General features: G+C 74.4%; 10 protein-coding genes and 1 pseudogene. All 11 read left to right on the forward strand.

The window, feature by feature from the left end; genetic code table 11:
• The first annotated feature begins 89 nt into the window (after positions 1-89).
• The 11 genes and pseudogenes from ACGFQC_RS18240 (at position 90) to ACGFQC_RS18290 (ending at position 16,386) form a co-directional block, all read left to right on the forward strand.
• Positions 90-863, forward strand: a complete 774-nt coding sequence (locus ACGFQC_RS18240) for a hypothetical protein (protein WP_363090545.1) — start codon at positions 90-92, stop codon at positions 861-863.
• Positions 860-2,098, forward strand: coding sequence for a phosphotransferase (locus tag ACGFQC_RS18245; RefSeq protein ID WP_363090544.1), 1,239 nt, complete (start codon positions 860-862; stop codon positions 2,096-2,098). The genes ACGFQC_RS18240 and ACGFQC_RS18245 overlap by 4 nt, the downstream gene beginning before the upstream one ends.
• Before the next feature lie 112 nt (positions 2,099-2,210).
• Positions 2,211-3,500, forward strand: a complete 1,290-nt coding sequence (locus ACGFQC_RS18250) for a phosphopyruvate hydratase (RefSeq protein WP_363090543.1) — start codon at positions 2,211-2,213, stop codon at positions 3,498-3,500.
• A pseudogene (locus ACGFQC_RS18255) lies at positions 3,497-3,931 on the forward strand (GNAT family N-acetyltransferase); the annotation flags it as partial. The gene ACGFQC_RS18250 and the pseudogene ACGFQC_RS18255, both read left to right, overlap by 4 nt.
• Before the next feature lie 360 nt (positions 3,932-4,291).
• Entirely contained in the window at positions 4,292-6,052 is a 1,761-nt protein-coding gene (locus tag ACGFQC_RS18260; protein WP_393288414.1) for a beta-N-acetylhexosaminidase, read from the forward strand.
• A gap of 254 nt (positions 6,053-6,306) precedes the next feature.
• Complete coding sequence (locus ACGFQC_RS18265; RefSeq protein ID WP_363090542.1) at positions 6,307-8,445, forward strand: DUF4157 domain-containing protein; 2,139 nt, start codon at positions 6,307-6,309, stop codon at positions 8,443-8,445.
• A 56-nt stretch (positions 8,446-8,501) separates the two neighbouring features.
• Positions 8,502-9,386, forward strand: a complete 885-nt coding sequence (locus ACGFQC_RS18270) for a helix-turn-helix domain-containing protein (RefSeq protein ID WP_363090541.1) — start codon at positions 8,502-8,504, stop codon at positions 9,384-9,386.
• Between the two features lie 262 nt (positions 9,387-9,648).
• Positions 9,649-12,354: a class III lanthionine synthetase LanKC gene (gene lanKC / locus ACGFQC_RS18275; RefSeq protein ID WP_363090540.1), complete on the forward strand. Its 2,706-nt coding sequence runs from the start codon at positions 9,649-9,651 to the stop codon at positions 12,352-12,354.
• Entirely contained in the window at positions 12,351-12,479 is a 129-nt protein-coding gene (locus ACGFQC_RS18280) for a SapB/AmfS family lanthipeptide (protein ID WP_016827684.1), read from the forward strand. Before lanKC ends, ACGFQC_RS18280 begins: the two co-directional genes overlap by 4 nt.
• Before the next feature lie 173 nt (positions 12,480-12,652).
• Positions 12,653-14,515 carry an ABC transporter ATP-binding protein gene (locus tag ACGFQC_RS18285; protein WP_393288416.1) on the forward strand — a complete coding sequence of 621 codons (1,863 nt, stop codon included), beginning with the start codon at positions 12,653-12,655 and terminating at the stop codon, positions 14,513-14,515.
• Entirely contained in the window at positions 14,512-16,386 is a 1,875-nt protein-coding gene (locus ACGFQC_RS18290; protein WP_363090538.1) for an ABC transporter ATP-binding protein, read from the forward strand. The genes ACGFQC_RS18285 and ACGFQC_RS18290 overlap by 4 nt, the downstream gene beginning before the upstream one ends.
• The last annotated feature ends 1 nt before the right edge of the window (position 16,387 follow it).

A 16,387-nucleotide genomic window follows, 5' to 3' on the forward strand; every position in this document is an offset into this window, starting at 1 on the left:
CCACCGCATTACGGTGGCCGCATCACTTGATCTTCACCCGAATCGCAGTGACGTTTCCCCGATCAGCAGCAGAAGGGAGCGAACATTTCGTGCGCTTTGTCGACGAGGTCAACCAGGAGGACGCCGGCGCCGCGTCCCGACCGCTACCGGAAAACCGTTACCTCTCCGATCTGTTGAAGGCCTCCACCGGACCCGTGGTGCGCGACGAACGGGCCCTGCGCGCGCTCCTGGCCGACAGCGACCCGCTGTTGTACACGGCACAGCGGGACGCCGAGCCGCACCGCGTCCTGCCCGATCGGGCAGGATCCCTCTACTGGCGCGGTGACCTGGTGCACTACACCGGCGGCATCCTCGCGGACGGCGAACCCGTCCGCTCGATCGGGCACTGGAATCCCCTCGAACAACTGGAGGTCTTCCAGGTCGTCTCGGGCAGGGTCGTCCTCCTCATGGGCGACGACACCACACCGGCCACACTCTCGATCAGCGTGTACGGCCCGGGAGACACGGCCGTGGTGCCACGGGGCTGGTTCCACCTCACCGGAGCACCGTGGGGGCCCGCCACGGTCTTCAACATCTACACCGACCGGCGGCACGGCGGCGGTACCGACGTGGCGGGCAAGTACCACGCGCGGGCGCCGCTCCCCTACCTCGTCGTCATGAGCGACGGTGTCCCCGTGGCCGAACCGGCGGCGGGCGCCCCCGCCGAGGCGCCGGTACTGCTGACGGAGCCGTTGCGACCAGCCGGCCTGGCCCTGCCGGACGATCTGCGCCACTGGATGAGAGCGGGCAGTACGGCAGAACTCGAAGCGCTGCGACAGGAGTTGGAGGCGCTCTCCGCGACCGACTGGCCGCGGGCCGCATGACCGGGCAGCCGGCACCGCACACCGCCCGGCCCGCGCCCGGCCCGCCGCCTCCCCCGACGGCGTCCTCCCCGACGGCGTCCTCCCCGCTCGCGCGGCACGCCGCACGGCTCGGACTGGCGTTGGCCGGCCGCCTGGACAGCGGGGGGTCGGAGTCGGTGTGCGCCCTGCTGCGTGACGACACCGGGACACGATACGTCCTGAAGTACCTGGAAGCGGGCGCCGACCGTGTCGACGGACACGGTCTGGGCACGTTCCGGGCCAAGGAGCGGCAGCAGCGGTACCTGGCCGCGGCCGCTCCTCGGGCGGCGGCCCGCTACCTGCCCGTGCTGCACTCCGAGCACGGGCAGGGATGGTCGGCCTATCTGCTGCCGTACAGCCCGTACCCGTCACTCGCCGACACCGGCCGCACCGTGGCGGAGAGCGACTTCACCGGGCTGCTCTCCACGGTCCTCGGCTCCCTCGTCACGGACGGGTACACCACGGGCTGCCGTCCCGCGGACCGCGATCTGTGGCGCACGCTCTACCTGGAGCGTCTGCCGCGCCGGCGGTGGATCCTGCGGCGGCACCTGCCCGCCGACCTGTGGCAGGACTCGGTGGTGGTCAACGGAAGGCGGGTGGCCACCATGGAACCCCTCTGCCGGGCGGCGAACGCTCCGCGGATCGCCGCGCTGTTCGCGGACAGCCGGCTGTCCGTGCCCGTGCACGGGGACCTCAACCTGCGCAACATCCTGGCGGACCCGCACCCGCGAGACGACCCCGCGTTCCACCTGATCGACCCGCGCGGCACCCTCCAGCCCTGGGACGTCGTCTACGACCTGGCCAAGATGCTGTTCACGCTCACCCTCTTCGACGACACGATGCGCGGCGGCTGCGCGATCGCCTCGCCCGGCCCGGGCGAATACACCGTGGCGCTGTCGGAACCGAGCGGGCTGCGCCACGCCCTGCCCGGATTCCTCGGGCTGCTGCCCCGCGTGTGGTCCGGTCTCGCCGCGGGCGGCCTCGGTGAGGGGCCGTGGCTTCCCCGCCTGCTGCTCGCGCACGCCAGTCACGTCCTGGCCGAGTCGGCCTGCCGGCTCTCGGACCGCGCGGCGCCGCCGGCGACCCGGCTCAACCGGGCCCTCGGACTGCACCTGTACGGCCTCGTGCTCTTCGACGACCTGCTGCGGCGGCTGGACGGGCACGGGCCCGTGGACCCCGTGGAGCACCTGAAGGCAGCCGCCTCCTACCTTCCCTGACCCCGTGCGCGCTCGAACGCCGGCGGTTCACCGCCCCTCCCGCCTCCCGGCCGCCCCTCAGGCCCGGGACGCGGATCGATCACCGTCCCACGACGACACCCGGGAGTCCTGCATGCCGTCCGTCCACCGCGTGACCGCCCGAGAGGTGCTGGACGCCCGAGCCGTGCCCACCGTGGAAGCAGACGTGGTCCTCACGGACGGCAGCCGCGGCAGGGCCTCGGTGGCGGGCGGCATCTCACGCGGTTCCTTCGCCGTCGAACTGCGCGACGGCGGAAGCCGGTTCGGGGGCATGGGGGTCACCGCCGCGGTCCGGCAGGTCATCGGGACGATCGGTCCGGCGCTCGCCGGTCACGAGGCCCACGACCAGCGCGGCGTGGACGGCCTGCTGTGCGCGCTCGACGGCACCCGCGACAAGTCCGCGCTCGGCGCGAACGCGACGCTGGCCGTCTCCTGCGCGGTCGCCCGCGCCGCCGCGGCCTCCGCGGGCAGGCCTCTGCACGCGCTCCTCGCCGGGGACCGGCGCCCGACCCTTCCGGTGCCCCAGATGAACGTGCTCTCCGGCCGCGGCCCCGGCGCGTCGACGGACGTACGCGAGTTCATGCTGATGCCCCACGGTGCGGCCTCGTTCCGGGAGGCCCTGACCTGGTGCGCCGAGATCCACCGGTGCCTCGGCTCCCTCGTCCGCGCCCGGGGCTGGGACACGGCGGTCGACGACGAGGGCGCCTTCGCGCCCCCGCTCGGGAGCAACGACGCCGCGTTCGAGCTGCTGGTCGAGGCGATCGAGGCCGGCGGGCTCTCCCCCGGACAGGAGGTCGGGGTGGGCGTCGACATCGGTCCCGTCCGACGGCCGGACGGCCTGTACGACCTCGACGGCGCCGTCCACGACGTGGATTCGGTGACCTCCCTCTACCTCGGATGGCTGGAGCGCCACCCCCTGCTGCTGATCGAGGATCCCCTCGACGCCGAGGACTGGGCCGGCTGGACGTCCCTCACCGCCGCACTCGGCGACCGCCTGCAGCTGACCGGTGACAGCCTGTTCGCGGGCCGGGTGGAGCGGCTGCGCAGAGGAGTCGCGGACGGTGCCGCGAACGCCGTCCTGGTCAAGCCGGGCCAGATCGGCACGCTCACCGAGACCCTGGACACCATGGCGTGGGCCGACGGGGCCGGGTACCGCTGCACGGTCAGCCATCGCACCGGCGAGACGGACGACCCGCTGATCGCCGAACTGGCGGCTGCCACCGGGTGCGGGCAGATCAAGAGCGGCGCCCCCGTGCGGGGCGAACGGGTAGCCAAGTACAACGAGTTGCTGCGCATCGAGGAGGAGCTCGGCCCGGACGCCCGGTACGGCGGCGGGACGCACGGCGTCCCCGAGGGCATCGCGCCCCGGACGGAGAAGGCATGACCGGCGAACTGGTCACCGCACGGCTGGTCCTGCGCCGGTGGCGGCCGGACGACCTCGACGCCCTGACGGGTCTCTTCGCCGATCCGGGCTTCTCCTGGCATCCCTTCCGGCGCGCCCGTACCGCGCAGGAGGCCGAAACCTTCCTCACCGCGGTCCTCGACCACTGGCGGCGCAACGGCTTCGGCAGGTGGGCGGTGTGCGAGCGTCCGGGAGGCCGGCTCATCGGTTACGCCGGAGCCGCGACGGCGTCCTGGCCGCCTGACACGAGCGGCTGGGACATCGGCTGGCGTCTCGCCCCGCACGCGCGCGGGCGCGGCCTCGGCGGCGAGGCGGCGACGGCGGTGGTCGCCGACTGCTTCACCCGTGGGGCGGAGACACTCGTCGCCGTCGTCGAGTCCGGCAACGACGCGAGCCTGCGCGTCTGCCGCCGCCTCGGCATGCGGGACACGGGAACCCGGACGCACCCGGCCTTCGGCACCCCGCACACGGTGTTCGTCCTCGACCGTAAGGCCGGGCCCTCCCCCCGGCGGGCGGGGCGGACCGACGGTGATTCCCGGCCCCCGCCCCGTCGGCCCGCCGGCACACGACAGGCCGGCACAGCCCCTTCGTCACCCCCGCCGCGCCGAGCCGCGCCGCGGGACCGAACCACGGGAGTGGACATGCGCAAGGACGAGTCGACCACGGACGGGGCGAGGCCGCCCCTGGCCGCGGACCAGCGGATCGCACCGGCCCCCCTGCCCGCCGCGGGCCCCGGGACGGGCGCACCGCCGGCGCCCTCGCCCCTCTCCCCGGTGCCCGAGGCGACACCGGCCGCCCTGCTCCCCCTGCCGCAGAGCTGTACCGGCCGGACCGGACCCGGACTCGTTCTCGGCGCGGACACCTGGATCGACGCCGGTACGGGCACCGAATCCACCGCGCGGTGGCTGAGCGGCACCGTGGGCGCCGCCACCGGACTCCCCCTCCAGGTCCAAAGCGGCCCGGGCTCCGAGCCCGGTCCGGCCGTACGGCTCCGCCTGGACGAACACCTCGGAGAGCGACTCGGTGCCGAGGGCTACCTCCTGGAGTCGGACGCCGCGGGGGTGTCGATCACCGGTGGCGGACCGGCCGGACTGTTCTGGGGCGCCCAGACCCTGCGCCAGCTGCTGGGTCCCCCGGCCCACCGCAGGGCCCCGCTGCACCGGGGGGCGACCTGGACGGTTCCGCCGGTCAGCATCAGGGACGCGCCGCGATTCCGCTGGCGGGGCCTGATGCTCGACGTCGCCCGGCACTTCCTGCCCAAGGACGGGGTGCTGCGCTATCTCGACCTCATGGCCGCCCACAAGCTCAACACCCTGCACCTGCACCTCACCGACGACCAGGGCTGGAGGGTGCAGATCCGGCGCTATCCCCGGCTGACCGAGGTCGGCGGCTGGCGTCCGCGCAGCAGGATCGGCCTGACCGCCTCGACGCTGTGGGACGAGCGGCCCCACGGAGGCTTCTACACCCAGGACGATCTGCGGGAGATCGTCGCGTACGCCGCCGACCGGCACATCACCGTGGTCCCGGAGATCGACATCCCCGCCCACTCGCAGGCGGCCATAGCCGCCTACCCCGAGCTCGGGGTCACCGACGTCGTCGACACCACGGCTCTGCGGGTGTGGACCGAATGGGGCCTCAGTCCCAACGTGCTGAGCCCGTCGGACACCACGCTCCGCTTCTACGAGGGCGTGCTGGAGGAGGTCCTGGAGATGTTCCCCGGGCCGTACGTCCACATCGGCGGGGACGAGTGCCCGATGGAACAGTGGCGTGCCTCCCCGGCCGTGCAGGCGCGGCGGGAGGAACTCGGGCTGCCGGACGAGGTCGCCCTCCAGCACTGGCTGGTACGGCACTTCGCGGTGTGGCTGGCGCGGCGGGGCCGGCGCGCGACGGGCTGGGACGAGATCCTGGACCGGCGGGCACCGGCGTCCGGAGCCGGCGCGCAGGCGGCCGCCTGGTCCGACACCGGCGCCGCGTTCGGATCCGTGTCCGGGGCCGCACGGGCCGATGTGGGGCCCTCGGCGGGGCGGCCCGGCACGTCCGACCTGCCGCCCGGGACCACGGTGTTGTCCTGGCGCGGCACCACCGGCGGAATCGCCGCCGTCCGGTCGGGGCACAGCGCGGTGATGTGCCCGGAGGAACACCTCTACCTGGATCACCGCCAGGCCCCGGAGGGCGAACCCGTACCGGTCGGGTACGTATGCACGCTCACCGACGTCTACCTCTTCGAGCCGGTCCCCCGCGAACTGACGGCGGAGGAGGCGGACCTGATAGCCGGGGCCCAGGCCAACGCCTGGTCCGAGACCATGGAGACGCCCCAGCGCCTGGACTACCAGGTGTTCCCCCGGCTGGCCGCGCTGGCCGAGGTGACCTGGTCGCACCTGCCGGCGCCCCACGAACGGGACACGGCCGGCTTCCTGGCGCGCATGCGCACGCACTACGCACGGCTCGACGCCCTCGGCGTGGACTACCGCGCGCCCGACGGTCCGCGCCCCTGGCAGCGGCGTCCGGGCGTCCAGGGCCGCCCCATGGCGTGAGGCCTCACCCGGGCCCGCCGGTACCAAAGTGCCCCTACCGCTGCCCGGACTGCCCCGAACGCTGCCCGCTTTGACGCGATGGCCGCAAGGTTTCGAATCTAGGCTGGCCGTCCCACGGACAGACGACACCGAGGTAAGCGATGAGCGGCAACCGCCGAACCGGCGATGAACAGAGGGAGACGGGCGCCGGACGACCGCACCGGCGCACCGCCCCCGCACCCACGGGTCCCTCACCCACGGGCGGGCTGGCCGGGTTGCAGCAGAGTGCCGGCAACGCGGCCGTGGTGCAGATGCTTCGCCGGTCGGGCCACCTCCACGAACCGGGGGCGGGGGCGGAGCCGGCCGCGGATCCGCTGAAGGGCGTGCAGGCGGGAATCGCGGAGGTGATCTCCCGCAGCGGCAGCCGGCTCGACGACACCCGGCGCAAGAAGGCCGAATCCGTCTTCCAGGAGGACTTCTCCGACGTCCGTGTCCACACCGACGCGGTGGCGCAGCGGTCCGCCCGCAGCGTCGAGGCACACGCCTACACCGTGGGCGACAACATCGTCTCCGGAACCGGCAGCATCGACGACCGGACCCTGTACCACGAGCTGACCCACGTTTCCCAGCAGCGCAGAGGGCCCGTCTCCGGAACGGACCGGGGCGACGGCGTCCGCGTCTCCGACCCGCGGGACCCCTTCGAGCGAGCGGCGAGCGCCAACGAACGCCTGGCCGACGCACCGGCCGCCCCCCAGCACCACGCCGGTGACGGGCACGCCCACCACGGCGTCACGGCGCAGCGCGGCAGCGCGGCGCCGCTCACCGCGCAGCGCGTCCCGCTCGACGGCGACCGGGAGAACGAGCCCGCCCAGGCGGTCCGCCGCAACGTCCTGGTGGTCTGCGACGAGAGCGGGCTCGGGCTCGGCGGCGTCCCGGTCTTCAACATGGAACTGGTCAAGGGGCTCCACCACGACCACGACGTCACCCTGCTGACCGTCGACAACCACGGTGACTACGACGCCGCCAAGATGGCCGCCCAGCACGGCGGCGCCACCATCATCAACGCCAGTGTCCCCGGGGTGGAGGAGGGCAGGGACCGTCTCGACGTCGTGGCCGGCGGCTCACCCGGCCAACACGGCCTGCCCACCGCCGAGGACGCCTTCGACATCGTCATCGGCCACTCCCGCTTCTCCGGACCCGCCGCGCAGAAGATCCGCGACGCCTGGTATCCCAAGGCACGTGTGGTGCACTTCCTGCACACCAGCCCGGTACGGCTCGACAAGATCAAGCACCAGCCGGACAAGGGCGCGCGGAAGGCCACCACCGAACGCAGGCTGATGCACAAGGCCGACCTGGTGGCCGGTGTGGGGCCGCTGCTCGCCAGGGAGGCGGAGCGCCTCTCGGAGCAGGTCCTCAGGATCCCGGCCCTGCACGGGTTCGTACCGGGGACCGAGATCGGCACACCGGTCGATCCGTCGCTGCTCAACAAGACCAAGTACCTCCTGCACCTGCCGAGGAAGCTCAAGCTGCTGCTGCCGGGGCGGGCGACGGACGAGATCAAGGGGGTCGACGCGGCCGTCCGGGCGATCGGGATCCTGCGCCGTCCGCGTGCGCAGGGCGGCCAGGGCCTCGACGTCCGCCTCACCATCCGCGGCGGACCGCACCCGGAGAAGAACCCGGCGGAACACGCCCAGTGGACGTCCATCATCAACACCCACGGGGCGGGCGGCGTCACCATGCTGCCCTTCAGCACCAACCCGGCGGACCTGGAGCACGACCGCGAGACCACACACGCGCTGATCATGCCCTCGTTGCACGAGGGCTTCGGCCTCGTGGCCACCGAGGCCGCCGGCCGCAGCATCCCCGTCCTGGTCAACGGGGAGAGCGGCGCGGCCGAGTTCCTCCAGCAGGTGAGCAGCCGGGGCGCGGGCATGACCGTCGACGCCCCGTTCACCATCGACTCGCAGAAGGGCACGGAGGTCGAGGGCGGAACGGACCAGCGCGCTCAGGCCTGGGCCGCGGCCATCACGACCCTGCGCGACCGGTTGCCCGCGGCCCGCGGGGAGGCGGGGCAGCTGTACGACATCCTCAAGAGCTTCACCTGGCGGCACGCCGCGCAGGCGCTGGTCGCGGCGACCATGGCGACCGCGGAACCGCTCCAGGACCCCACCCGCCCCGAGCAGCACCCCCATCGGGGAGCGGTCACCCAGCAGGGCCCGAACGGTACGTACGCGACCCTCAAGGACCGGTCGGACTGGCAACCGCACGACTTCTGGGACGGCTCGACCCCCCAGCCGACCACCGGCCTGTGGAGCGAGGCGGAACAACTCGCCCGTCTGTCCGAGCTCGCCGGTGTCCTGGACCTGAGCGGTGCGCCCGCCGCCCCGCGGGTCCGGCGCCAGGACACCGTCTGACGGACCCCGAGTACAGCTGGACATCACGGCCGACAGGCACACAGACGAGGGTTGACATGGCACGAGGTGAACTGACGTCACTGCTCCGGTACCGCAGGACGCAGATCGATCCGGCGGACGTGGGACTGACCCACCGCGGCGGCAGAGGGCGCAAGGCGGTCGGCCTGTCCCAGGCGCAGGTGGCCCAGCTGCTCTTCCGCACGGAGCGGTGGTACGGCCAGTTCGAAAGGGGCGGGGTCAGCGCCCCGCACCCCGACCTGCTCGAGGACGTGGCCCGTGTCCTGCACATGAGTGAACACGAACGGGCCGCGCTCTACCTCTACGCCCTGGGCCAGGACCCTCCGGACCGGCCCGCGGGCACGCCCCGGGAGGAGACCGCCCAGGACGTCCGCGAGGACATGCCCTGGCTCGGCCTCCTGGACGACGTCTCGCCCCATCCGGTGGCCGTCACGGACGTGGCGTGGAACGTCATCGCCCACAACCGGCGTTTCGAGGCCTTCCACGACGCCGTCGGCGGCCCGGAGCGGAACCCGGCGACGCCGGACGGCTTCAACCTGCTGCGCTGGCAACTGCTGGACGAACGGGCACGGGACGTCCAGCTGCTGGACTGGGAGACCGGGTGGGCGCGGACGGCCGCCGCACGGTTGCGCTACTCGCTGGCCCGGCATCCGAACAACCGCTGCCTGAGGGAGATCGAGGAGGACGTACTGGCCGACCCCCGGGCGAACGCGCTGTACCGCGACTCCGCGCACACCTTCGAGGTGACGCAGCCCTGCCATCCGATCCACCTCGAGGGCTGGGGCTCGGGGAGCCTGGTCATCATGTCGATGCGTCTCTACAGCAACAACAGGGCCTGGCTCAACATCATGGTTCTCGACGAGGGCGGGACCCGGCGTCCGGGCATGTCCGTCCCGCGAACCGGAAGCCGACGGGAGACCTGACGGAAGAGAGGGCGGCGGCGCGGGCCGCCACGGCCGACACCGGCGGCTCCCGGCCCGGAGCGCTCCGCCCGCGGTCCGGGCCACGGCACGCGGCGTTCCCTCCGGCCGGCGGACCTGGCGCCCACTCCTCCCCTCGGCTCCCTTCCCCACCGAAGTTACCCGTGCGTTCCGCACGTCGGATTGATGACAGCGGCAACTGTGCGGGCCCCCGCGCCACGTGACAGCGTCTTGCCCTGTCAGCGATCGGTGGGAGGGAGAAGGCGTGAACAAGGGCTACGCCGTGTACTGCGACGCGGACCCGCACTTCTACGACGCTCCGTACCGCACGGTCCCCCGTACCGGCTCCGGGCGTTCCCGGTACGCCGCGGCCTCGTTGCCCGTCCCGGCGGGATGGCAGCGCAACGAGAGCGGGGACTGGCTCGCCCTGCGCCCGGTCGACGCCGCCCTGCCCGACCAGGGCTGGAAGATCCATGTGTCCGCCTGCCTCGACAACGCCGAGTCCGTGCTGGAACGCGTGTGGCGGCACTGCGTCGCCGGCGGCACGGCCTTCAAGTTCGTCCCCAGCCGCTACCTGCTGCACCAGCGCAACGCCAAGTACGCCGACCGGGCCGGCAGCGGCAAGTTCATCACCGTGTACCCGGCGGACGAGGCCCGGTTCGAACAGCTCGCGGGCGAGCTCTCGACCCTGCTGGCCGGCGAGGCCGGGCCGCACATCCTCAGTGACCTGCGGCTCGGCGACGGCCCCGTGCACGTCCGCTACGGCGGTTTCACCCGCCGCAACTGCTACGACGCGAACGGCGAGTTGCGGCCCGCCGTGACCGGTCCCGACGGAGAGCTGGTCCCCGACCTGCGCGGTCCCGTCTTCCGGGTGCCGGACTGGGTGAGCCCGCCCGCCTTCCTGCGCCCGCACCTGGACGCCCGCTCCGCGGTGACCGTCGCCGACCTCCCCTACGCCATCGAGTCGGCGCTGCACTTCTCCAACGGCGGCGGTGTCTACCTGGCCCGTGACACCCGCACCGGTGAGCGGGTCGTCCTCAAGGAGGCCCGTCCGCACGCCGGGCTGGCAGCCGACGGCGCCGACGCCGTGACCCGGCTGCACCGCGAACGCCGGGCGCTGGAGAGTCTGTCGGGTCTGGACTGCACGCCCGAGGTGCTCGATCACCTCAACGTCGGGGACCACCACTTCCTCGTGCTGGAGTACATCGACGGCAAGCCGCTCAACACGTTCTTCGCCCGCCGCCATCCGCTCATCGAGGCCGACCCCGGCGCGGAGCGGCTGGCCGAGTACACCGCCTGGGCGCTCGATGTCCACGCCCGGGTGGAACGGGCCGTCGAGGACGTCCACGCGCGGGGCGTGGTCTTCAACGACCTGCACCTGTTCAACATCATGCTCCGGGAGGACGGCAGCGTCGCCCTGCTGGACTTCGAGGCGGCGCACCAGGTGGACGAAGCCGGTCGGCAGACCGTCGCGAACCCGGCGTTCGTGGCGCCCTCCGACCGGCGGGGCGTGGCCGTGGACCGGTACGCGCTGGCCTGTCTGCGGCTTGCGCTGTTCCTGCCGCTCACCAGTCTGCTCGCGCTGGACCGGCGCAAGGCGGCGCATCTCGCCGACGTGGTGGCGGACCAGTTCCCGGTGGACCGCGCCTTCCTGGACGCGGCGGTCGAGGAGATCACGGCCGACGCCGTCGGCGCGCCCGCGGCCGGCGCGGTGCGGTCCGCCGCCGGGGCTGCGGCCGAGCCGTTCGTGCCGGTCCGGCCGGGCGACTGGCCGCGCAGCCGGGAGTCCATGGCCGCGGCGATCCACGCGTCCGCGTCACCGTCCCGCACGGACCGTCTCTTCCCCGGCGACATCGCGCAGTTCGCCACGGCGGGCGGCGGGCTGGCCTTCGGCCACGGCGCGGCGGGGGTGCTGTACGCCCTCGCCGAGAGCGGCGCGCGGCGCAGCGAGGACGGCGAACAGTGGCTGCTGGAGCGGACCAAGCAACCGCCGTCCGGCATGCCGCCCGGTTTCCACGACGGGCTCGCCGGGATCGCCTGGACGCTGGAGTACCTCGGCCATCGCGACCGTGCCCTCGACCTCACCGACCTGCTCCTCGACCAGCATTTCGACCATCTGACCCCGGACCTGCACAGCGGCACCGCCGGACTGGGCCTCGCCCTGGACTCCCTGGCCGCCGCCACCGGCGAGGCCGCACTGCACGCCGCGGCCCTGCGCTGCGCCGACCTGACCGCCCGCGGCACACCGGCCGGGAGCGGGAGCTCCGTGCGGCCGCGCGCGGGCCTGCTGCACGGCGCGGCGGGCGGCGCACTGCTCTTCCTACGGCTCTACGAACGCACCGGGGACCGCGCGCTGCTCGACCTGGCGGGCGACGCGCTGCGCCGGGACCTGGCGCGTTGCGTCCGGGGCGCGGGCGGCGCGCTGCAGGTCGACGAGGGGTGGCGCACCATGCCGTACCTGGGCGCGGGCAGTGTGGGCATAGGCATGGTGCTCGACGACTACCTGGCGCACCGGGACGACGAGGAGTTCGCGCGGGCGAGGAACGAGATCGTGGCCGCCGCACAGGCCATGTTCTACGCCCAGCCGGGCCTCTACCGGGGCGTGTCCGGGATGGTGCTGTACCTCGGCCGCACCGCCGCCGCGACGGCCGGCGCCACGACCGCCGGCACGACTCCCGGCACCGGGCCCGAGGCCCTGCGGCGCCAGCTCGACGCGCTGACCTGGCACGCCATGTCCTACCGCGGCCACCTCGCCTTCCCCGGCGAGCAGATGATGCGCCTGTCCATGGACCTCTCCACCGGAACGGCCGGATGCCTGCTGGCTGTCGCCTCCGTCCACGGCGACCGGCCCGCCGCCCTGCCGTTCCTCCCCCCGCCGCCGCCTCACCGGCCGGCGGCCCCGGACTCGGCCCTGTCAGGGGTCGTGATGAAAGAGCAGCACCCGTTGCCACACGAAGGGAAGATGTCATGAACCTGTTCGACCTGCAGTCGCTGGAGACCCCCAAGGAAGAGGCCATGGGGGACGTCGAGACCGGCAGCCGCGCGAGCCTGCTGCTCTGCGGCGACAGCAGCCTCAGCGTCACGACCTGTAACTGACGCCCGAGCCGACCGCCGCGGCGACGCGGTGAGCGACGCCGCTCGGCACCGGTGCCCCGGGTTCCCGCCCGGGGCACCGGTGCCCGCGCGCACGGGCACCTCCGCCACGCGCCCCGTCGCGTGCGCGAGCGGTGTCCCGGCAGGGGGACGGAGGGGAAGGGGTTCGTGCGGTGGTGGTGACGACCGGGCCACGGGCACGGCAGGTGCCCACGGAGCGTGACGGAGCCGACGGCAGCGAGCCGGGCCGTACGCCCGAACTGCTGGTGCTGCTCTCCTCGGTCGGGGCGGCGGTGGCGGCGGTGGCCCAGCCCTTCGTGCTCGGCCGCACCCTCGATCTTCTGCTGCGCGACGGTGACGCGGGACACTGGCTGACGCTCAGCGCCGCGCTGCTCGTCGGCGAGATGCTGCTGGACGGCCTCACCTCGCTGTTCACCGTCCGCTGCAACGCCGACTGGACGGCTGCCGTCCGTTCGCGCGCCTTCGCCGGGCTGCTGGGCGCCGTACCGGACCGCGCGCGAAGCCACACCCCGGGGGATGTCGGCACCCGTCTGACCCTCAACGCCGCCGACGCGGGCGGTGCCCCGGCGGCCCGCGCGGCGCTGGCGGCCTCGCTGGTCACACCGGTGGGCGCGCTCGCCGCGCTCGCCGTCGTCGACGTGTGGGTGGCGGCGTGCGTGCTGGCCGGGCTGCCCGCCCTGGCGCTGGTGCTGCGGTCGTTCGCCCGCGACACCGGTGCGTCGGTGGCCGCCTACCAGCGCGCCCAGTCACAGATCGCGTCCCGGCTGCTGGAGGCACTGGAGGGCGCGGCGACGATCGCCGCAGCGGGGACCGGCGCCCGTGAACGCGAGCGGGTGCTCGCGCCGTTGGGGGAACTCGCGGCCCTGGGCCGGCGCATGTGGGCACTGCACGGACGGGCGCTGGGCAGGAGCGGCGTCCTGGTGCCGCTGCTGGTCCTGGCCGCCACGGCCGTCGGGGGCCTGCGCCTCGCGTCGGGCGCCCTGAGCGTGGGCGACCTGCTCGCCGCCTGCCGGTACGCGCAGCTGACGGCCGGCGTCGGCGGTGCCGCGTCCCTGCTGGGCGCGGTCGTACGGGGCCGCCGGGCACGGGACCGGACCCTGGAACTGGAACGGCTGCCCGCGCTGGCCCACGGGACGCGCACCTTGCCGCCGGAGGGCCGGGGCGCTCTCGAACTGCGCGGTGTGCGCGTGGTGCGCGACGGCAGGCAGGTGCTGCGCGCCGACGGCGTGCGGATACCGGGCGGCACCACCGCCGCGGTGGTCGGCCGCGGCGGAGCGGGGAAGTCCGTGCTGGCGGCCGTGGCGGGGCGGCTGATCGACCCCGACGAGGGACAGGTGCTGCTGGACGGCGTCCGCCTCGACCGGCTGAGCCGCGAGGCGTTGCGCACCGAGGTCTCCTACGCCTTCGAGCGGCCGGCGCTGGGAGAGGGCACGGTCGCCGATGCGGTGGCCGCCGGGCCGCGCACCGTCTCCCGCGAGCAGGTACGGCAGGCCGCCCGGGCCGCCGGCGCCGACGGCTTCGTACGCCGGCTGCCGCACGGTTACGACACCCCGCTGCCCGCTGCGCCGCTGTCGGGCGGCGAGCACCAACGCCTCGGGCTGGCACGGGCGTTCGCGCACGCCGGACGGCTGCTGATCATGGACGACGCGACGTCCAGCCTGGACACCGCCACGGAGCACGAGGTGGACCGGGCGCTGCGCCGGTCGCCGCGGCCCGGGACCCGGCTGGTCGTCGCGCACCGCCCGTCGGTCGCCGGCCGGGCGGACCTGGTGATCTGGCTGGAGGACGGAAGGGTGCGGGCGGTAGCGTCGCACCGCGACCTGTGGCGCGAGGCCGACTACCGGGCGGTCTTCGGCATCGGCGGCGCAGACCGCGCCGACGGCGGCGGCAACGAGCGGAACGACAGCACCGGCGGCAGCGGCGCCGGCACCGGCAAGGCCCCCGCGCCCGGCGCGGGGGCCGCGCGGCTGCCCGAACCCGAAGAGCGGCTGCCCGAACCCGAAGAGGCGCGGCCGTGAGCCGCCGCGGCGACGGCCGGGCCCACCACGCGGGCGACGGGGCCGGGGCCCTGCGCCGGATCACGCCCCAGGCCCGTCGTTTCCTCGCCCGCCGCAGAGGAGTCCTCGCGCGGCTCGCGCTCTGGTCACTGGCGGAGGCGGGGCAGGCCTTCCTGGTGGGCTACGGCGTCGCCCACTCCGTCGACCAGGGGTTCCTCGCCGGTGACACCCGCAAGGGGCTGCTGTGGCTCGCGGTCGCGCTGGTCGCGGTGCTGTTCGGCGCTCCGGTGATCCGGGGTGTCTTCGCCCAGTTGGCCGGGCTCACGGAGCCGCTGCGCGACGGCCTGGTCAGGCGTGCCGTCGACCGGGCCATGGACCGGGCTCCGGACGCGCCCGGCGGGGCCGACCGGGCGGCCGTCTCCCGGCTGACGAACCAGGTCGAGATCGCCCGGGACAGCTTCGCCGGCCTGGTCCTGACCCTGCGTTCGTTCCTCTTCACCGCCGCCGGAGCGCTCCTCGGGCTGCTGTCCCTGCACCCGGCCCTGGTCGTGGTGGTCCTGCCGCCGCTGATCGGCGGCCTGGCCCTGTTCCTGGCCACGCTGCGGCCCATGGCCGCGGCCCAACGGCGCGCCCTGGCGGCCGACGAGGCGCTGGGCGACCACGCGGCCCGTGCCCGGGCGGCGCTGCGCGATCTGACGGCCTGCGGGACGGGCCCCGAGGCGGCACGGCGCGGCGCGGACCTGGTCGCCGATGCCGCCGCCGCGTCCCGTGTCCTGGCCGCCTGGGCGGCGGTGCGCACGGCGGCGCTCGGCATCGCGGGCCAGCTGCCCGTCCTGGCGTTGCTGGTGGCGGTGCCGTGGCTGCGCGGCCGAGGGGTGACGGCGGGCGCGCTGCTGGGCGCGTTCACCTATCTCGTCCAGTCGCTGCTGCCCGCCCTGCACACCCTGATGACCGCGCTCGGCGCGGCGGGTTCCCGGCTGCTGGTCGTCCTGGACCGGATCGCCGGTCCCGCCCCGTCACCGACCGCCGCGGACCGTACGCGGCCGGGCCCGGCGCCCCCTGCGGAGCCGCCCCCGGCCGTCGCCGGTGCCGCCACCACCGCCCCGGCGCCCTACCGCCACGGCCGTCACGCGCGCTCGCGGCCCTCCGCGGACGGCGGGCCGGCCGCGGCGGTGGAGCTGCGGTCCGTGACCCTGTCCTACGGCGTCCGTGCCGAGCCGGTCCTCGACTCGCTGGACCTGCGCGTCGCGCCGGGTGAGCACCTCGCCGTCGTCGGACCGAGCGGCATCGGCAAGTCGACGCTCACCCGCCTGGTCGCGGGGACGCTCGCGCCCAGCGGCGGTGAGGTGCGGGTGGCCGGACGCCGGGTGAGCGGGCGCGCCGCACTCGAACTCGCCGCACTGCGCACGCTGGTGCCCCAGGAGGCGTACGTCTTCTCCGGCACCGTGGGCGACAACCTCGCGTATCTGCGTCCGGACGCGGGCCGGACGGATCTCGACGCGGCCGTCCGGGCCCTCGGCCTGCGGTCGCTGGTCGATCGTCTGGGCGGGCTCGACGGCGCCGTGCGGCCCGGTGAACTCTCCCCGGCCGAACGGCAGTCGGTCGCGCTGGCGCGCGCGTACCTGTCACCCGCGCCCCTGCTGCTGCTCGACGAGGCCACCTGCCATCTGGACCCCGCGTCCGAGGCCCGGGCGGAGGAGGCTCTCGCGCGGCGGCCGGGGACGCTGCTGGTGGTGGCGCACCGCCTGTCGTCGGCCGTCCGCGCCGACCGGGTGCTGGTGCTGGACGGCGTGGCGGCGGTGTGCGGCAGGCACGAGGAGGTGCTGGCCCGTTCGGCTCTCTACCGCGACCTGACGGGCCACTGGAACGGCGGTCCCGACCGGGAGGCCTGAA

Origin of the sequence: Streptomyces sp. NPDC048734, assembly GCF_043198675.1 — a bacterium.
Taxonomy (GTDB): domain Bacteria; phylum Actinomycetota; class Actinomycetes; order Streptomycetales; family Streptomycetaceae; genus Streptomyces.